Source organism: Kitasatospora sp. NPDC032757, assembly GCF_055579305.1.
Genome location: NZ_JBVINN010000003.1, coordinates 303,844 through 321,981, shown reverse-complemented (window position 1 = coordinate 321,981; position 18,138 = coordinate 303,844). Strand labels below are relative to the sequence as shown.

Below are 18,138 nucleotides of genomic sequence, written 5' to 3'. Positions count from 1 at the left end.
AGCACCGCGGCCAAGGAGGGTGGTACCGCGGGGCGGCATGCCGTCTCGTCCCTCCGTCGGATCCCGTCCACGCATCCGCCGGAGGTAGACGCCCGCGATGAGCCCCCAACCCGCCACCCACCACCGCCCTTCTGAGGACGCACTTCGCGCGGTCCCCCTCTATCACCCCGTTCCCGCGCAGGTCGACCTGCCTGCCCTGGAGCACCGGATCCTGTCGTTCTGGCAGGACAACAAGGTCTTCCAGCGCAGCCTGGAGCAGTCCGAGGGCCGCCCCGAGTGGGTCTTCTACGAGGGCCCGCCGACCGCCAACGGCATGCCCGGCGCCCACCACATCGAGGCCCGCGTCTTCAAGGACGTCTTCCCCCGCTACCGGACGATGAAGGGCTACCACGTCGCCCGCAAGGCCGGCTGGGACTGTCACGGCCTCCCGGTCGAGCTGGCCGTCGAGAAGGAGCTCGGCTTCTCCGGCAAGCAGGACATCGAGGCGTACGGCATCGCCGAGTTCAACGCCAAGTGCCGCGAGTCGGTGACCCGCCACACCGACGCCTTCACCGAGCTGACCACCCGCATGGGGTACTGGGTCGACCTCGACGAGGCCTACCGGACGATGGACCCGTCCTACGTCCAGTCCGTCTGGTGGTCGCTCAAGCAGATCTTCGACAAGGGCCTGCTGGTCCAGGACCACCGCGTCGCCCCCTGGTGCCCGCGCTGCGGCACCGGCCTGTCCGACCACGAGCTGGCCCAGGGCTACGAGACCGTGGTGGACCCCTCGGTCTTCGTCCGCTTCCCGCTGACCAGCGGCCCGCTCGCGGGCCAGGCCTCGCTGCTGGTCTGGACGACCACCCCGTGGACCCTGGTCTCCAACACCGCCGCCGCCGTCCACCCGGACGTCACCTACGTCGTGGCCACCGACGGCAACGAGCGGCTGGTCGTCGCCGAGCCGCTGCTGGCCAAGGCCCTCGGCGAGGGCTGGGAGGCCACCGGCCCGTCGTTCACCGGCGCCGAGATGGAGCGCTGGGCCTACCGCCGCCCGTTCGACCTGGTCGAGATCGAGAACGCGCACTACGTCCTCAACGCCGACTACGTCACCACCGAGGACGGCACCGGCATCGTCCACCAGTCCCCCGCCTTCGGCGCGGACGACCTGGCGACCTGCCGCCGCTACGGCCTGCCGGTGGTCAACCCGGTGCTCGCCGACGGCACCTTCGCCCCCGAGGTCCCGCTGGTCGGCGGCCAGTTCTTCAAGAAGGCCGACGAGGCCCTGGTCGCGGACCTCAAGGAGCGCGGCCTGCTCTTCCGCCACGTGCCGTACGAGCACAGCTACCCGCACTGCTGGCGCTGCCACACCGCACTGCTCTACTACGCGCAGCCGTCCTGGTACATCCGGACCACCGCCGTCAAGGACGCGCTGATCCGCGAGAACGAGGCCACCAACTGGTTCCCCGAGACGGTCAAGCACGGCCGCTTCGGCGACTGGCTGAACAACAACATCGACTGGGCGCTCAGCCGCAACCGCTACTGGGGCACCCCGCTGCCGATCTGGCGCTGCGAGGAGGGCCACCTCACCTGCGTCGGCTCGCTGGCCGAGCTCTCCGAGCTGACCGGCACCGACCGGAGCGGCCTCGACCCGCACCGCCCGTACATCGACGACGTCACCTTCGCCTGCCGCGAGTGCTCCGGCACCGCGACCCGGGTGCCCGAGGTGATCGACGCCTGGTACGACTCGGGTTCGATGCCCTTCGCCCAGTACGGCTACCCGTACCAGAACAAGGAGCTGTTCGAGAAGCGCTACCCGGCGCAGTTCATCTCCGAGGCGATCGACCAGACCCGCGGGTGGTTCTACACGCTGATGGCCGTCGGCACCCTGGTGTTCGACAGGAACAGCTACGAGAACGTCGTCTGCCTGGGCCACATCCTGGCCGAGGACGGCCGCAAGATGTCCAAGCACCTGGGCAACATCCTGCAGCCGATCCCGCTGATGGACCAGCACGGCGCCGACGCGGTCCGCTGGTTCATGGCGGCCGGCGGCTCGCCGTGGTCGGCCCGGCGGGTCGGCCACAACACCATCCAGGAGGTGGTCCGCAAGACCCTCCTCACCTACTGGAACACCGTCGCCTTCCAGGCCCTGTACGCCCGCACCTCCGGCTGGTCCCCCTCCGCGGCCGACCCGGCCCCGGCCGACCGCCCGCAGCTGGACCGCTGGGTGCTCTCCGAGCTGAACACCCTGGTCCGCGAGGTCGACTCGGCCTTCGAGGCGTACGACACCCAGCGCGCCGGCAAGCTGCTCTCCGGCTTCGTCGACGACCTCTCCAACTGGTACGTCCGCCGTGGCCGTCGCCGGTTCTGGCAGGGTGACGCCGCCGCGCTCGCCACCCTGCACGAGGCGCTGGAGACCGTCACGCGCCTGATGGCCCCGCTCACCCCGTTCATCACCGAGCAGGTCTGGCAGGACCTGGTCGTCCCGGTCGCCCCGGACGCCCCGGCCTCGGTCCACCTGGCCACCTGGCCGGATGCGGACGAGACGCTGATCGACGCCGATCTCTCCCGCCACATGGCGCTGGTCCGCAGGCTCGTGGAGCTCGGCCGGGCCACCCGCGCCGAGTCCGGCGTGAAGACCCGCCAGCCGCTCTCCCGGGCGCTGATCGCCGCCCAGGGCTGGGAGGAGCTGCCGGCCGACCTGCGCGCGCAGATCGCCGAGGAGCTGAACGTCTCCACCCTGGAGTCGCTGGCAGAGGTGGGCGGCTCGCTGGTCGACACCACCGCCAAGGCCAACTTCCGTGCGCTGGGCAAGCGTTTCGGCAAGGGCGTGCAGGACGTCGCCAAGGCGGTCGCCGCCGCCGACGCCGCCGCGCTCGCCGCCGGCCTGCGGGCCACCGGCGCCGCCTCGGTGGAGCTGAACGGTGAGCAGATCTCCCTCTCTCCCGACGAGGTGATCATCACCGAGACCCCGCGCGAGGGCTGGGCCGTCGCCAACGAGTCCGGCGCCACCGTCGCCCTCGACCTGGCCATCACGCCGGAGCTCAAGCGCCTGGGCATCGCCCGCGACGCGATCCGCCAGATCCAGGAGGCCCGCAAGAACTCCGGCCTGGACGTCGCCGACCGGATCGTCCTGCGCTGGCGCGCCACGACCGAGGAGACCGCCGAGGCCATCGCCGAGCACGGTCCCCTGGTCGCCGAGGAGGTCCTGGCCACCGACTTCTCCGCCGGCGCCGCCGACTGGGAGTCCGAGACCTTCTCCGACGAGGGCCTCGGCCTCGCCTTCCAGCTCCGCAAGGCCTGACCGAACGCGCCGAAGCCGCCGTCACCTCCCCGGTGACGGCGGCTTCGCCGTTCCCCCGCCCGTTCCCCCGGCGGTCCCGGGACGCTCCCGGGGACGAAACGAGGGCGCCCCCACCGTGACCCGGAGGTCACAGAGGGGGCGCCCTCGATGTACTGCGTACCGCTTAGTTGTCGCCGTCCTCGTCGATCAGGAACCCGCGCATCGGCGCCGGCGCCTGCTGCATCGGCTGCGGAGGCTGCGGACGGACGGCCGCCATCGGCTGCGTCATCCCGGCCGGCTGCATCTGCGGCGCACCGGAGTTGCCGCCCGACGCCTGCCCGCCGAAGCTCGGCGCACCGGAGTTGCCGCCGAACGAGCTCTGCCCACCGAACGACGGCTGGTTGCCACCGAAGGACGGCTGGTTGCCACCGAAGCTCGGCGCACCGCTGCTCATCGCGGACGCACCGGCCGGAGCCATCGACGACGCGGCCGGCGGCAGCGAAGCGGTGGCCGGGATGCGCGGCGGGGCGAGCGAGTCGTCCGCCTGCGACTCCAGCTGGCGCAGCTGGGTCTCCAGGTAGGACTTCAGACGCGTGCGGTACTCACGCTCGAACGCCCGCAGGTCCTCGACCTTGCGCTCCAGCGTGGCCCGCGCGGACTCCAGCGAGCCCATCGCGACGCGGTGCTTCTCCTGCGCGTCCCGCTCCAGGGCGTCGGCCTTGGCCCGGGCGTCGCGCTCCAGACCCTCGGCCCGGCTGCGCGCCTCGCCGACGATCTTGTTGGCCTCGGAACGGGCCTCGGAGATCGCCTGGTCGGCGGTCTGCTGGGCGAGCGCCAGCACGCGGGCCGCGCTGTCGCCACCGGGGCCCTGCTGCTGCATCGGGGCGCCGAGCGGGCCGCCCATCTGCTGCTGCTGCGGGCCGCCCATGGGGCCGCCCATCTGCTGCATCTGCTGCTGGCCCATGCCCTGGCCCATCGGGTTGCCCATCTGCTGCGGGCCACCGGGACCGCCCATGGGCTGGAGCATCTGACCGCCCATCGGCTGGACCAGCTGCTGCTGGCCGCCCATGGTCTGGTTCATCTGCTGCTGCGGGCCACCCATCGGGCCGCCCTGGCCGGACGGGAGCTGCGGGGCGCCGGACGGCAGGCCGAGGGGCTGGTTACCCATCTGCTGCTGCTGCGGGCCGCCCATCTGCTGCGGACCGCCGGGGCCACCCATCTGCTGCGGACCGGGGCCCTGCTGCTGGGGGACCGGCGGGCCGGATATGGCGGCCGGCACGGGGGCGCCGGGACGCGAGTCCTGCGGCGGCTCCTTGCGCATGTTGGCCTGGTTCTGCGCGGCGGCACGGGTCGCGGCGGCCAGCTTGGCGCGCAGGTCCTCGTTCTCGCGGAGAAGGCGGGTCAGCTCCGCCTCGACCTCGTCGAGGAAGGCATCGACCTCGTCCTCGTCATAGCCTTCGCGCAGGCGGACGGTCGTGAACTGCTTGTTCCGAACGTCCTCGGGGGTCAATGGCATCTCTTCACCTCAACGTGATCGTCGGCACACCGGCATCCTGTCGCATCGCTCACCTACGACTAGGGCCGCACAAGCGAGATCAGGACATACACAATGATCATCAGTACGAAGAAGGACAGGTCGAGCGCCACGCCCCCGAGACGCAACGGCGGAATGAACCGCCGAAGAAGCTTGAGCGGCGGATCCGTGACAGTGTACGTGGCCTCCAGGACCAGGACCATGGCCTTGCCAGGCCGCCACGAACGCGCGAACTGGAACACCCAGTCCATCACCAGCCGCGCAAGCAGGAACACCAGGAAGACGGTCAGCGCGTAATAGAGCACCGCCCACACGATCCCCATCGCGCTTCCCTCTCCCCGGTTCTCGGCCCTCGGGCCCTGCTGCCTGTCACTAACTCACTGTCGATCAGATCCACACGTAAAGTCGTGGTCGGGTCAGCTCTGGTTGAAGAACCCACCCTCGGCGATCCGAGCCTTGTCCTCCGCCGTGACATCGACGTTAGCAGGCGACAGCAGGAACACCTTCTGTGTCACGCGCTCGATACTGCCGTGCAGACCGAAGACGAGTCCAGCGGCGAAGTCTACGAGGCGCTTCGCGTCAGTGTCGTCCATCTCGGTCAAATTCATGATCACCGGGGTGCCGCCACGGAACTGTTCCCCGATGGTACGGGCCTCGTTGTAGGTCCGGGGGTGCAGCGTGGTGATGCGGTAGGGCTCTCGTTCGTTCACTACCTTTGGCATGATCACCGGGGCGCTCTTCTCCAGGTTGTGGCGGCGTTCGGGTGTGATGGACGACACTGGGGCCATCCTCGGAGTCTCCTGCCGGATCGGGACCGCGGCCGGCACGGGCTGCGGCGTGATCGAGGAGACCGGGGCGGGCGCCGGAGAGGCAGGCCGGGGGATGTCCTCCGTCCGCCCGGTGCGAATCGGCTCGGGGTCCGCGTCGTAGTCGTCGTCGGGGTCGTACCCCTGACCGTCGTACGTCTCGTCCTCCACGAGGCCGAGGTAGACCGCCATCTTGCGCATTGCGCCGGCCATGCTCCTGTCTCCTCCGCTCATGTCCACCTCGCTGCGCTCGGTGGCTGCTTCGCGAACGCGCACCTTCCGATGGTCGCCCGCTCCGCTCGCTCTGCGGACCGGCCCCGTCCCGGCGGCCACGCCGTACGGCCCTGCCTGCGGATTCCGCGGTCCGCCCACGACTGCCCGTCAGGCCGACGGCCGCTCAGAAGTCGTGGGTGGGGGCCGCGGAGCTGCGATCCACGGTTCGCTAGCGCTCTGGAAAGCTGCTAGTTTCTGTCCTATTTTGTCCTGCAGTCTGATCTACTACCCGGTGACGTTACCTGAGGGGTGACCGCACTCCGAGTACCGCCGTTCCGACGCGCACATGTGTCGCCCCGGCGGCAACGGCCTGCTCAAGGTCACCACTCATTCCTGCGGAAACCATGGTGGCAGCAGGATGGGCCGTCCGTACGGCGGTTGCGATTTCCGCCAGCCGCGCGAACGCCCGGGCCGGATCCGCGGCGAACGGTCCGGCGAGCGGCGCGACGGTCATCACACCGTCCAGCCGGAGCCCGGGCGCCTGCGCGATCGCGTCGGCCAGCGCCCCGACCTCCGCCGGGGCGACCCCGGCCCGGCCCTCCCCCTCGCCCTGCTCCTTCTCCAGTGCGACCTGGACCAGGCAACCCAGCTCCGGCCGCCCGGACTTGAGCACCGCCGCGGAGAGCGATCCGACCAGCCGCAGCCGGTCCACCGAGTGCACGTGGTTCGCGTACCGGACCACCGAGCGGACCTTGTTGGTCTGCAGCTGGCCGACGAAGTGCCAGTCCAGCGGAAGGTTTCTGCACTGCTCCGCCTTGGGAGCGGCGTCCTGGTCGCGGTTCTCCGCGACATCGGTGACGCCCAGTGCGGCCAGCAGCGCGGTGTCCTCGGCCGGGTAGGTCTTGGTGACCACGACCAGCTTCACCTCGTCACGCGCCCGCCCGGCGGCCGCACAGGCGTCCGCGATCCGGCGCTCGACGACCTCGAGGCTGGTCCCGAGCTCCTCGTACCGGGCCCGCTGTCCCTGTGTCAGGGCGGAGAGGAATTCCTGGCTGCCCGGGAACGGTCCGTAGATGTCGTTCGTCATGAGAGTTCAGAGCCCAACCAGACGTAGCTCGCGAGCCGGCCCGTGCGCTGCTCGCGGCGGTAGGAGTAGTGATCGGAGGATTCGAGGGTGCAGACCGATGATCGCACCAACTCGGTGACTCCCGCAGCGGCCAGCTGAGCCGCCACTCCTTCCGGCAGGTCCAGGGCCGGCGTGCCCCAGGAGGTCTCGGCGTACGCGGCCGGCACCAGTCCGGCGACTTCGGCGCGCAACGCGGCCGGCACTTCGTAGCAGCGGCCGCAGACCGCGGGCCCGATCGCGGCGGTGATCCGCCCCGGCTCGGCGCCCAGCTCCACCATGGCCCCGACCACCGCCGGCACCACGCCGGCCGCCAGCCCGGGCCGGCCCGCGTGGGCCGCCCCCGCCACGCCCGCCACCGGGTCGGCCAGCAGGACGGGGGTGCAGTCGGCGGTCAGGACCGCCAGCGCCAGCGGCCGGTCGGTGACCACCGCGTCCACCCTCGGGGCCTCCCCCGGCGGCTGGCGTTCCGTCACCACGGCGACGTCCGCGCCGTGCACCTGGTTCATCCAGACCACGTCCGCCGGGTCGAGCCCCAGCGAGCGGGCCGCGATCGCCCGGTTCTCCCGGACCACGGCCGGGTCGTCCCCCACCGCACCGCCGAGGTTCAGCTCCCCGTACGGCGAAGTGCTCACCCCGCCCCACCGGGTGGTGAAGGCGAAGTGAGCACCGTTGCGGGACGTGCGATCGATCACTTAAGGAAGTCCGGGACGTCGAGCTCCTCGGCGGGGCTCTCCACGAACGGCTGGCGGGCGGGCTGCACCTGCGGAGGCACGGGTGCGGCGGTCGCGGTGGACGGCGCCTCGGACGGACGCGGCGCGCCGGCGGTCTCACCCTCCGGGCGGGCCGTCACCGAGCCGATGCTCCCGTACGAGGGCCGGCTCGCCGGGCGCTCCGGGGCGGGGGCCGGCGTGGAGGGGGCCGTCTGGCCGGCCTTGACCACCGGGTCGCGGACGATGGCCGGCGGCTGGCCGCCGTCGAAGCCCGCGGCGATCACGGTGACGCGGACCTCGTCGCCGAGCGCGTCGTCGATGACCGCACCGAAGATGATGTTGGCCTCGGGGTGCGCGGCCTCGCTGACCAGCTGGGCGGACTCGTTGATCTCGAACAGGCCGAGGTCGGAGCCGCCGGAGATGGAGAGCAGGACACCGCGGGCGCCGTCGATCGACGCCTCCAGCAGCGGCGAGGAGATCGCCATCACGGCGGCCGCCTTGGCGCGGTCCTCCCCGCGGGCGGAGCCGATGCCCATCAGCGCCGAGCCGGCGTCCGACATGACGGACTTGACGTCGGCGAAGTCGAGGTTGATCAGGCCCGGGGTGGTGATCAGGTCGGTGATGCCCTGGACGCCGGAGAGCAGCACCTGGTCGGCGGAGCGGAACGCGTCCAGCACGCTGACCTGGCGGTCCGAGATGGACAGCAGCCGGTCGTTGGGGATCACGATCAGGGTGTCGACCTCTTCGCGCAGGCCGGCGATGCCGTCCTCCGCCTGGTTGGCGCGACGCCGGCCCTCGAAGGTGAAGGGGCGGGTGACCACACCGATGGTCAGCGCACCGAGCGAGCGGGCGATGTTGGCCACGACGGGCGCGCCGCCGGTGCCGGTGCCGCCGCCCTCGCCGGCGGTGACGAAGACCATGTCGGCCCCCTTGAGGACCTCCTCGATCTCCTCGCGGTGGTCCTCGGCGGCCTTCCGGCCGACCTCGGGGTTGGCGCCGGCGCCGAGGCCCCGGGTGAGTTCACGGCCCACATCGAGCTTGACGTCGGCGTCGCTCATCAGGAGGGCCTGCGCATCGGTGTTGATCGCGATGAACTCGACGCCCTTGAGACCGACCTCGATCATCCGGTTGATGGCGTTGACACCACCGCCGCCGATACCGACGACCTTGATGACTGCGAGGTAGTTCTGCGGTGCTGCCACGTCGAAGGCCTCTCGCCTCGAATTTCCGGGTCGGCCCGACTCCCGGTGGGGTGTCGTTCCGACGGATGTCGATGGGTAGGGAGCCTGGTTTCTGACTGAATGTCCGAAATGCCGACCGCCGACCCCAACCCTAAACTTGACCTTTAGGGTTAGTCCTGTGCCCCCGTCACATCACCAGGGGACACAGTCTGGTGACACAGGACACTAGGTGGCCCCGGGCACGTGTTTCAACGAACACGCCGAGCTTCCCTTTTTCTTTTGAGCCTATGTGATCATCAACCGGCTTATGAAACCGGGGTGACCACCAAGGGTCAGGCCGACACGAAACCCGCGTCAACCCCTCCCCCAGACAGAGAACCTACCGGATCATCCGGACACCGCCGGCGCCTCCGGAGCGCTGACATCGAAGTTCGTACCCTTCTGATGCAGCAGCGCCACCAGCACCCGGGCCTTGCGATCAGTCTGCTCCGGACTCCCCCAGCGGACCGTCGCACCCCCGCTGAGCTGCACCTGGATGTCGTCGTAGGAGTGCACCAGCACCGCCCCGGCCCGTTGCCGGACCTCGGCGGGCAGGCCGGCGGCCACCGCCACCGCGCCCTGCACCAACTGCGAACGGGTGATCACCGAGTCCGCGTCCCGCGCCGGCTGACCGAGCCGCAGCTCGACCACCGGCACCCCCTCGGGGGCGGTCGCCTCGGTGGCGAAGCTCACGCCGCCCGCGTCCACCTGGGTGAACTGACCGTCCTCCCCCTTGACGGCGGCGACCGCCGTGCGCTGGACGATCTTCACCTGCAGCGTGTGCGGCCAGCCGCGCCAGACCTCGGCCCCGGCCACCCGCGGGATCGCCTTCACCCGCCGCTCGACGTCGGCCAGGTCCACCCGGGCCAGCGGGCCGCCGCCGACCTCGCCGATCGCCGAGCGGACCTGGTCGACCGTCAGCTTGTCGTCCTGCACGCCCTGCACCGAGACGCTGCGCACGTCCAGCACCGACGACAGGAACACCAGCCAGGCCAGCCCGCCGATCACCGCGGCGCCGAGCGCGCCCAGCACCACGATGCCCCGCCGGGAGAGCCGGAGCCGGGGAGCGTACCCCTCGTCCCCGAACTCCACCTCGTCCTGGGCGTACCCCCGGCCGGAGGCCGGGGGAGGGTCGGCGAGCCGGCCGTCAGCCACGTCGGCGACCACCCCGGGCGGCCTCGATCGCCTCGTACACCATGCCGACCAGCAGCTCGTCGGCGTCCCGGCGGCCGAACTCGGCGGCCGCCCGGCTCATGTCCCAGAGCTTCTGCGGGTCGGTGAGCACCGGCAGCACGTTCTGCAGCACCCAGTCCGGGGTCAGCTCCGCGTCGTCGACCAGCAGGCCGCCGCCGGCCTTGACCATCGGCTGGGCGTTCAGCCGCTGCTCGCCATTGCCGATCGGCAGCGGGACGAAGGCGGCGGGCAGGCCGACGGCGGCCAGCTCGGCCACCGTCATGGCGCCGGCCCGGCAGAGCATCAGGTCGGCGGCCGCGTACGCGAGGTCCATCCGGTCCACGTACGGCACCGGGCGGTAGGGCGGCATCCCGGGGATGTCGTCCACCTGCGGCAGCTCGTTCTTCGGGCCGACCGCGTGCAGGATCTGCACGCCGTACTGCTGGAGCCGCGGCGCGATCGCGGTGACGGTCTCGTTGAGCCGGCGGGCGCCCTGCGAGCCGCCGGAGACGAGCAGGGTGGGCAGCCGCTGGTCGAGGCCGAAGTAGTGCCGGGCCTCCGGGCGGGCCGCGTTGCGGTCCAGCGTGGCGATGGTCCGGCGCAGCGGGATGCCGATGTACCGGGAGTCGCGCAGCTTGCTGTCCGGCGTGGAGACGGCGACGAAGTCGCTGTACCGGGCGCCGATCTTGTTGGCCAGGCCGGGCCGGGCGTTGGCCTCGTGCACCACGATCGGCACGCCGGCCCGCTTGGCGGCCAGGTAGGCCGGCATCGCGACGTAGCCGCCGAAGCCGACCACGACGTCGGCGTTGACCCGCTCGATGATCTCCTGGGCGGCCCGGACGGTGCCGCGCAGCCGGCCCGGGACGGTGATCAGCTCGGGGGTGGGCTTGCGCGGCAGCGGGACGGCCGGGATCAGCTCCAGCTGGTAGCCGCGCTCGGGTACCAGCCGGGTCTCCAGACCGCGTTCGGTGCCCAGGGCGGTGATCCCGATGGACGGGTCGTGCCTGCGGAGGGCGTCCGCGAGGGCGAGGGCCGGCTCGATGTGACCGGCGGTCCCCCCGCCGGCGAGTACGACATGCACCGAAATTCACCGCTCCCTGCGCGCCGGCACCGGGGCCGGGCGCGCTGTGGTTCGTCGTCGTGGCAGCACCCGGGCCAGTCGTCTCCTGACCCGGGAGTTCTTGCTCCGGGCGGCCAGGGCCGCCTTCGCGCCCGAGGTGCTGCGTGCGAGGCAGAGCAGCACACCGATCGCGGACATGGCCGACAGCATGGCGGAACCGCCGTAGGAGAACAGCGGGAGCGGGACGCCCGCGATGGGCAGCAGTCCCAGCGCCGACCCGAGGTTGATCACGGCCTGTGCCATGATCCACGTGGTGGCGGCTCCCGCGGCGTACCTGACGAAGGGGTCCTTCGTACCGATGGCCACACGGATACCCGCGTAGCCTAGTGCCGCAAAGAGGCCGATCACCGACAGCGTCCCCACCAGGCCCAGTTCCTCGCCGGTCGCGGCGAAGATGAAGTCGGTGTGCGCCTCCGGGAGCTGGCCCCATTTCTCGACGCCCGCGCCGAGCCCGGACCCGAAGAGACCGCCGAGCCCGAACGCCTGGATGCCGTGCAGCGCCTGGAAACAGGCGCCGGCCGGGTCGAGCTTGGTGACGCCGATGCAGGCGAGCCGTTCGGCCCGGTGCGGGACGGTCACCACCAGGGCGGTGCAGACCACGACGGCGACGCCGAGGGTGGCCACGAACAGCCGCAGCGGGGCGCCGACCATCCAGAGCAGGCCGAACAGCACGGCCACCAGGATCATCGAGGTGCCCATGTCACCGCCGAGCATGATCATCGCCAGCAGCAGCAGGGCGCCCGGGACCAGCGGGACCAGCAGGTGCTTCCACTGGTCGAGGCTGCCGTTCTTCTGTTTGCGGGCGAGCAGGTCGGCGCCCCAGAGCACCAAGGCGAGCTTGGCGAACTCGGACGGCTGGAACTGGAAGAAGCCCAGATCCAGCCAGTTCCGGTTGCCGTTGACCTCCACCCCGATGCCGGGGACGGCGACCAGCGCCAGCGCGCCGATCACCCCGAACATCACCGGATAGGTGATCACCCGCAGCACCGCGACCGGCACGGACGCGAAGCCGATCAGCAGGACGAGCCCGAGCATCGCCGCGACCAGCTGCTTGAGGAAGTAGAACTGCGACGAGCGGTGCTGGCCCAGGGCGAGGATCTGCGAGGCGGAGAAGACCATCAGCAGGCCCAGCACCACCAGCAGCAGCGTCGAGCCGATGATCAGCAGATAGGGCGTCAGCGGCCGGTCCAGCGTGTATCGCAGGCGGGCCCGGAAGGCCTGTGCCCGGGCCACCGGGCCGGCCGATTTGTAGGCGGTCGTGGTGGCCGAGATCACCCGCCACGGATCGGCCGGGCTCTTCTCCGGCGCACCGGTACCGCCCGCCCTGCCCTGCCCCGCCACCACGCCCCTGCTCTCCTCTTCTTGCGCCTCGCGAGCCGAAGGGCCGCGAGGCGTGCCCCGGCCGAGGGTGTTCCTCCCGCCCTAGGGCGTGCCCCAGGTGCCTTCCAGCCGCCGGACCGCCGCCGCGAAGAGGTCGCCGCGCTCGCCGTAGTTGGTGAACATGTCCATCGAGGCGCAGGCCGGCGCCAGCAGCACGGTGTCACCCGATTGGGCGAGCGAGGTGGCCGCGCGGACCACCTCGGTCATCGCCACCGCGCCAGTCTGGCCCTCGGCCGCCTCGATCACCGGGACATCCGGCGCGTGTCGTGCCAGCGCCTCCCGGACCAGCGCGCGGTCCTCGCCGATCAGCACCACGCCGCGCAGCCGCTCGGCCGCGCCCTGGACGAGGTCGTCGAAGGTGGCACCCTTGGCCAGGCCGCCGGCGATCCAGACGATCGGCCGGTACGAGGCCAGCGAGGCCGCGGCGGCGTGGGTGTTGGTGGCCTTGGAGTCGTCGATGTACGTGACGCCGTCGACCACACCGACCTCGGCGATCCGGTGGGCGTCCGGGCGGAAGGCCCGCAGCCCCTCGCGGACGGCCTTCGGGTCGACCCCGTACGCCCGGGCGAGGGCGGCGGCGGCGAGCGCGTTGGCGATGTTGTGCGGGGCCGGCGGGTTGACGTCCTCGACCGAGCCCAGCTCGGCGGCGTTCTTGGCCCGGTCCGCCACGAAGGCGCGGTCCACCAGCAGGCCGTCGACCACGCCGAAGTTCGACAGGCCGGGCGCGCCGAGGCCGAAGCCGACGGCGCGGCAGCCCTCCTCGACGTCGGCCTCGCGGACCAGCTCCTCGGTGGCCGGGTCGGCCAGGTTGTACACGCAGGCGACGACGTTGCCCTCGTAGATCCGGCCCTTGTCGGCGGCGTACGCCTCCATCGAGCCGTGCCAGTCCAGGTGGTCCGGCGCCAGGTTGAGGACGGCGGCCGAGTACGGGCGCAGCGAGGGCGCCCAGTGCAGCTGGTAGCTGGAGAGCTCGACCGCGAGCACGTCGTACGGCTCCTCGGCGAGCACCGCGTCCAGCACCGAGACCCCGACGTTGCCGACGGCGGCGGTGCGCTTGCCGGCGGCGGCGAGGATCGAGGCGAGCATCTGGACGGTGGTGGTCTTGCCGTTGGTGCCGGTGACGGCCAGCCAGGGGGCGGGCTCGCCGGTGGACGGCAGCGGCTTGCGCAGGCGCCAGGCCAGTTCGACGTCGCCCCAGACCTCGACGCCGGCTGCGCCGGCGGCGGCGAACAGCGGGCTGCTGGGCGGCCAGCCGGGCGAGGTGACGACCAGCCGGGTGCCCTCGGGCAGGCTGTCGCCGTCGCCGAGGCGGACGGTGATGCCCTGCGCGCGGAGCTCGGCGGCGCGGGCCTGCAGGCCCTCGCCGGAGCCGCCGTCCACGACGGTGACGCGGGCCCCGAGGCCGTGCAGGACGCGGGCGGCGCTGATCCCGGAGACGCCGAGGCCGGCGACGGCGACCGGCAGTCCGGCCCAGTCGGGGTTGGTCATCCGGTCACCCATCCCGCGTAGAAGAGGCCGAGTCCGACGGCCACGCAGAGGCCCTGGATGATCCAGAACCGGACCACGATCAGGACCTCGGTCCAGCCCTTGAGTTCGAAGTGGTGCTGCAGCGGGGCCATCTTGAAGACGCGCTTGCCGGTCATCCGGAAGGAGCCGACCTGGATGATCACCGAGAGGGTGATGATCACGTAGAGGCCGCCGAGCAGCGCGAGCAGCAGCTCGGTGCGGGAGCAGATCGCCAGGCCGGCCAGGGCGCCGCCGAGGGCGAGCGAGCCGGTGTCACCCATGAAGATCTTGGCGGGCGAGGTGTTCCACCAGAGGAAGCCGAAGCAGGAGCCCATCAGGGCGGCGGCGACGACGGCGAGGTCCAGCGGGTCGCGGACGTCGTAGCAGTTGGCGGTGGCGGAGATCGTGTACGCGCAGCTCTGGCCGTACTCCCAGACACCGATGAAGGTGTAGGCGCCGAAGACCATCACCGAGGCGCCGGTGGCCAGACCGTCCAGACCGTCCGTCAGGTTCACGCCGTTCGACATCGCGGCGATCATGAAGTACGCGAAGATGACGAACAGCACCGGCCCGATGGACCACTTGAAGTCCCGGACGAAGGACAGGTGGTCGGAGGCCGGCGTGAGCCCCCGGTCGTCGGCGAACTGCATCGCCAGACCGGCGAAGGCGAGCGCCACCGCCGACTGGCCGACCAGCTTCGCCTTGGCCCGCAGGCCGAGCGAGCGGCGCTTGACGACCTTGATGTAGTCGTCCAGGAAGCCGACCAGGCCCAGGCCGACCGTCAGGAACAGCACCAGCAGCCCGGAGATCGTGGGGCTTTCGCCCGTTATCGCCTTGGTGGCGAAGTAGGCGATGAGCGTCGCCAGGATGAAGGCGATGCCGCCCATCGTGGGCGTGCCCTTCTTGCTGTGGTGCGCCTTGGGGCCGTCGTCGCGGATGTACTGGCCGTAGCCGTGCCGGGCGAGAAGCTTGATCAGGGCCGGCGTGCCGAGCAGCGACAGGATCAGACCGATCATGCCGGAGAAGAGGATCTGCTTCATTTACGCAGCACCGTCCGCGAGAAGAGCCTCGGCAACCTTCTCCAGCCCCACCGAACGGGAGGCCTTCACCAGGACCACATCCCCGGGCAGCAGCTGACTGCGCAGCAGCTCGACCGCCGCGTCCGCGTCGGACACCAGCACCGACTCCTCACCCCACGAACCTTCGTTCCTCGCGCCCAGTTCCATGCAGGCCGCCTCGCGCCCGCCGACCGCCACCAGCTTGGTGACGTCCAGCCGTACCGCGAGCCGCCCGATGGCGTCGTGCTCGGCCAGGCTCTCCTCGCCGAGCTCCCGCATCTCGCCGAGCACCGCCCAGGTCCGGCGGCGCTCCGGGCCACGCCCCCCCATCGAGACCAGCGCCCGCAGCGCGGCCCGCATCGAGTCGGGGTTCGCGTTGTAGGCGTCGTTGACGACGGTGACACCATCGGCCCGGTCGACGACCTCCATGCGCCAGCGGGACAGCGCACCCGCCTCGCTCAGTGCTTCGGCGGTGTCGTCGACGGACATCCCGAGCTCCACCGCCACCGCAGCGGCGGCGAGGGCGTTCGAGACGTGGTGCTCACCGTACAGGCGCAGGTGCACGGGTGCGGAACCGGCCGGGGTGATCAGTGTGAACGATGGCCGTCCGGTGGAGTCCAGGCGAACATCCTGTGCCCGGACATGGGCGTCCGGGGACTCCCCGAAGAGGACCACCCTGGCCTTGGTCCGGGAGGCCATCGCGCGCACCAGGCGGTCGTCGGCGTTGAGGATCGCCGCGCCGTCCGCGGGCAGCGCCTCGACCAGCTCGCCCTTGGCCTCGGCGATCGCCTCCTGGGAGCCGAACTCGCCGACGTGCGCGGTGCCGACGTTCAGCACCAGACCGATCCGGGGCGGGGTGATCGAGGTGAGGTACTCGATGTCGCCCTTGTGCCGGGCGCCCATCTCCATCACCAGGTGCCGGGTGCCGGCCTCGACCCGCAGCGCGGTCATCGGGTGGCCGATCTCGTTGTTGAGCGAGCCGGGCGGGTAGACGGTCTCGCCGTGCCGCTGGAGCAGCTGGGCGATCAGGTCCTTGGTGCTGGTCTTGCCGGCCGAGCCGGTCAGCGCGACCACGGTCGTGGCCTCGGCCCGGGCGACCACGGCGCGGGCCAGCTTGCCCAGCGCGTCGACCACGCTGTCGACCAGGACGGCGGGTACGCCGACCGGGCGGGAGGCGAGCACGGCCACGGCGCCGGCCTCGACCGCCGTCCGGGCGTACTCGTGGCCGTCCACGCGCTCGCCGACGAAGGCGGCGAAGAGGCCGCCGGGGCGCACCTTGCGGGAGTCGACCTCGACCGGGCCGGTCACCGGGGTGTCGGGGTCGGCGCCGTCCAGGGTGCCCCCGACTGCTGCGGCCACCTCGGCGAGGGTCAGTGCGATCACGGCTGCTCTACTCCTCCGGTGCCCCGGGCGGCCGTGGTCTGCGTGATGGATTCGCGCAGCACCTCCCGGTCGTCGAAGGGGCGGATCTCGTCTCGTACGTACTGGCCGAGCTCGTGGCCCTTGCCGGCCACCAGCACGGTGTCGCCGGCCTGGGCGCGGGCCACCGCGAGGTGGATCGCCTCGGCGCGGTCGGGCACCACCAGAACGGCGCCGCGCTCGGCCTCGGGCACCGAGGCGGCGCCGGTCAGCATGGTGGCGAGGATCGCCAGCGGATCCTCGCTGCGCGGGTTGTCGCTGGTCAGCACGGCGTTGTCGGCCAGGCGGGCGGCGATGGCGCCCATCGGGGCGCGCTTGTGCGGATCGCGGTCGCCGCCGCAGCCGACCACCACGTGCAGCCGGCCCTTGGTGACCTCGCGCAGCGAGCCGAGGACGGCCTCCAGCGCGTCCGGCTTGTGGGCGTAGTCGACCACCGCCACGAACGGCTGCCCGGCGTCGACCCGCTCCAGCCGGCCCGGCACCCCGGGCACGGCGGCGATCCCGGCGACGGCCTGCTCCAACGGCAGCCCGGCGGTGACCAGCAGGGTGATCGCGGCCAGCGCGTTGGCGACGTTGAACGGGCCGGGCAGCGGGACGGCCGCGTCGGCCGCGGCGCCGTCGGGGCCGAGCACCCGGAAGGTCGAGCCGACCGGGCCGAGCTGGACGTCCACCGCCCGCCAGTGGGCCTCGGGCGCGCCGGTGGCGGAGAAGGAGGTGACCGGGATCTTCGCCTCGGCCACCAGCCGGCGCCCGTACGGGTCGTCCACGTTGACCACCCCGCGGCGGGACTTGCCGGGCTGGAACAGCCGGGCCTTCGCCTGGAAGTAGTCCTCCATGTCCGGGTGGAAGTCGAGGTGCTCGGGGGTGAGGTTGTTGAACAGCGCGACGTCGTAGACCACGCCGTCGGTGCGGCCGAAGACCAGCGCGTGGCTGGAGACCTCCATGGTCACCGCGTCCGCACCGCGCTCGCCCATGACGGCGAGGATCGCGTGCAGGTCGGTGGCCTCGGGGGTGGTCCGCTCGCTCTTGATCCGCTCGCTGCCGACCCGCATCTCGACGGTGCCGATCACGCCGGGGCTGCGCCCGGCGCCGCGCAGGCCGCCCTCGACCAGGTAGGAGGTGGTGGTCTTGCCGTTGGTACCGGTCAGCCCGATCATCAGCAGCCGCTCGGAGGGCCGGCCGTAGACCGCGGCGGCCAGCTCGCCCATCCGGGCCCGCGGCCGGTCGACCACCAGCAGCGGCAGGCCGGTACCGGCCGCCAGCTCCGCGCCGGCCGGGTCGGTGAGCAGGGCCACCGCGCCCGCCTCGGCGGCCTGGGCCGCGAAGGCCGCGCCGTGGTGGTTGGCGCCGGGGAAGGCCACGTACACATCGCCCGGGCGCACCGCGCGGGAGTCGTGGGTGACGCCGGTGACGAGGCCCCCCTCGACCGGCGCGAGGCCGAGCAGACGGGCCAGCTCGGCGAGCGGCTGGGCCTCGGCCCGGGCGGGGCGGGGCGGAGTCACGGTGGTTTGATCGGGTTTCGGCACGGCGGGAAGGCTATCCGCCGAAGGGTGCCCAGGGCCAAACCGGGCCTGCGCCGTGCCGTCGTCCCGCCCGGCCCGCTGGTCGCTCATG

The 18,138-nt window shown here is 71.9% G+C and carries 14 protein-coding genes; 1 reads left to right on the top strand and 13 read right to left on the bottom strand.

Annotation, left to right across the window (positions count from 1 at the left end; translation table 11 throughout):
• Nucleotides 1-97: 97 nt before the first annotated feature.
• Complete coding sequence (gene ileS / locus ACZ5WK_RS06970; protein WP_465545707.1) at nucleotides 98-3,280, top strand: isoleucine--tRNA ligase; 3,183 nt, start codon at nucleotides 98-100, stop codon at nucleotides 3,278-3,280.
• A 163-nt stretch (nucleotides 3,281-3,443) separates the two neighbouring features.
• On the opposite strand, the gene ACZ5WK_RS06965 is transcribed toward ileS, so the two are convergent.
• The 13 genes from ACZ5WK_RS06965 to ACZ5WK_RS06905 all read right to left on the bottom strand — a co-directional run bounded on the left by ACZ5WK_RS06965 (nucleotide 3,444) and on the right by ACZ5WK_RS06905 (nucleotide 18,137).
• On the bottom strand, nucleotides 3,444-4,775 hold the full coding sequence (locus ACZ5WK_RS06965) for a DivIVA domain-containing protein (RefSeq protein ID WP_465545705.1): 1,332 nt from the start codon (nucleotides 4,773-4,775) through the stop codon (nucleotides 3,444-3,446).
• 59 nt (nucleotides 4,776-4,834) lie between these two features.
• Nucleotides 4,835-5,116, bottom strand: coding sequence for a YggT family protein (locus ACZ5WK_RS06960; protein WP_238740330.1), 282 nt, complete (start codon nucleotides 5,114-5,116; stop codon nucleotides 4,835-4,837).
• 93 nt (nucleotides 5,117-5,209) lie between these two features.
• Nucleotides 5,210-5,812, bottom strand: coding sequence for a cell division protein SepF (locus ACZ5WK_RS06955; RefSeq protein WP_030391444.1), 603 nt, complete (start codon nucleotides 5,810-5,812; stop codon nucleotides 5,210-5,212).
• A gap of 298 nt (nucleotides 5,813-6,110) precedes the next feature.
• The gene (locus ACZ5WK_RS06950) at nucleotides 6,111-6,899 is read right to left on the bottom strand and encodes a YggS family pyridoxal phosphate-dependent enzyme (RefSeq protein WP_465545703.1); all 789 of its coding nucleotides are present in this window, start codon (nucleotides 6,897-6,899) and stop codon (nucleotides 6,111-6,113) included.
• Nucleotides 6,896-7,630, bottom strand: coding sequence for a peptidoglycan editing factor PgeF (gene pgeF, locus ACZ5WK_RS06945; protein ID WP_465545701.1), 735 nt, complete (start codon nucleotides 7,628-7,630; stop codon nucleotides 6,896-6,898). Before pgeF ends, ACZ5WK_RS06950 begins: the two co-directional genes overlap by 4 nt.
• Nucleotides 7,627-8,850 (bottom strand): cell division protein FtsZ, encoded by a 1,224-nt coding sequence (gene ftsZ, locus ACZ5WK_RS06940; protein WP_465545699.1) that lies wholly within the window; start codon nucleotides 8,848-8,850, stop codon nucleotides 7,627-7,629. Before ftsZ ends, pgeF begins: the two co-directional genes overlap by 4 nt.
• A gap of 366 nt (nucleotides 8,851-9,216) precedes the next feature.
• Nucleotides 9,217-10,023 (bottom strand): cell division protein FtsQ/DivIB, encoded by an 807-nt coding sequence (locus ACZ5WK_RS06935; protein WP_465545697.1) that lies wholly within the window; start codon nucleotides 10,021-10,023, stop codon nucleotides 9,217-9,219.
• Complete coding sequence (gene murG / locus ACZ5WK_RS06930) at nucleotides 10,016-11,122, bottom strand: undecaprenyldiphospho-muramoylpentapeptide beta-N-acetylglucosaminyltransferase (RefSeq protein ID WP_465545695.1); 1,107 nt, start codon at nucleotides 11,120-11,122, stop codon at nucleotides 10,016-10,018. The genes ACZ5WK_RS06935 and murG overlap by 8 nt, the downstream gene beginning before the upstream one ends.
• A 6-nt stretch (nucleotides 11,123-11,128) precedes the next feature.
• Nucleotides 11,129-12,436: a putative lipid II flippase FtsW gene (gene ftsW / locus ACZ5WK_RS06925; RefSeq protein ID WP_465545946.1), complete on the bottom strand. Its 1,308-nt coding sequence runs from the start codon at nucleotides 12,434-12,436 to the stop codon at nucleotides 11,129-11,131.
• A gap of 147 nt (nucleotides 12,437-12,583) precedes the next feature.
• Complete coding sequence (gene murD / locus ACZ5WK_RS06920; protein ID WP_465545693.1) at nucleotides 12,584-14,029, bottom strand: UDP-N-acetylmuramoyl-L-alanine--D-glutamate ligase; 1,446 nt, start codon at nucleotides 14,027-14,029, stop codon at nucleotides 12,584-12,586.
• Nucleotides 14,026-15,087: a phospho-N-acetylmuramoyl-pentapeptide-transferase gene (mraY, locus tag ACZ5WK_RS06915; RefSeq protein ID WP_396319373.1), complete on the bottom strand. Its 1,062-nt coding sequence runs from the start codon at nucleotides 15,085-15,087 to the stop codon at nucleotides 14,026-14,028. Before mraY ends, murD begins: the two co-directional genes overlap by 4 nt.
• The gene (locus tag ACZ5WK_RS06910) at nucleotides 15,088-16,488 is read right to left on the bottom strand and encodes a UDP-N-acetylmuramoyl-tripeptide--D-alanyl-D-alanine ligase (RefSeq protein WP_465545690.1); all 1,401 of its coding nucleotides are present in this window, start codon (nucleotides 16,486-16,488) and stop codon (nucleotides 15,088-15,090) included.
• Nucleotides 16,485-18,137, bottom strand: coding sequence for a UDP-N-acetylmuramoyl-L-alanyl-D-glutamate--2,6-diaminopimelate ligase (locus ACZ5WK_RS06905; protein WP_465545688.1), 1,653 nt, complete (start codon nucleotides 18,135-18,137; stop codon nucleotides 16,485-16,487). The genes ACZ5WK_RS06910 and ACZ5WK_RS06905 overlap by 4 nt, the downstream gene beginning before the upstream one ends.
• Nucleotide 18,138 lies beyond the last annotated feature (1 nt).

Coding starts and splice junctions, on each gene's coding strand:
- ileS (WP_465545707.1), top strand. CDS start 98: ATGAGCCCCCAACCCGCCACCCACCACCGCCCTTCTGAGGACGCACTT.
- ACZ5WK_RS06965 (WP_465545705.1), bottom strand. CDS start 4,775: ATGCCATTGACCCCCGAGGACGTTCGGAACAAGCAGTTCACGACCGTC.
- ACZ5WK_RS06960 (WP_238740330.1), bottom strand. CDS start 5,116: ATGGGGATCGTGTGGGCGGTGCTCTATTACGCGCTGACCGTCTTCCTG.
- ACZ5WK_RS06955 (WP_030391444.1), bottom strand. CDS start 5,812: ATGGCCGGCGCAATGCGCAAGATGGCGGTCTACCTCGGCCTCGTGGAG.
- ACZ5WK_RS06950 (WP_465545703.1), bottom strand. CDS start 6,899: ATGACGAACGACATCTACGGACCGTTCCCGGGCAGCCAGGAATTCCTC.
- murD (WP_465545693.1), bottom strand. CDS start 14,029: ATGACCAACCCCGACTGGGCCGGACTGCCGGTCGCCGTCGCCGGCCTC.
- mraY (WP_396319373.1), bottom strand. CDS start 15,087: ATGAAGCAGATCCTCTTCTCCGGCATGATCGGTCTGATCCTGTCGCTG.
- ACZ5WK_RS06905 (WP_465545688.1), bottom strand. CDS start 18,137: ATGAGCGACCAGCGGGCCGGGCGGGACGACGGCACGGCGCAGGCCCGG.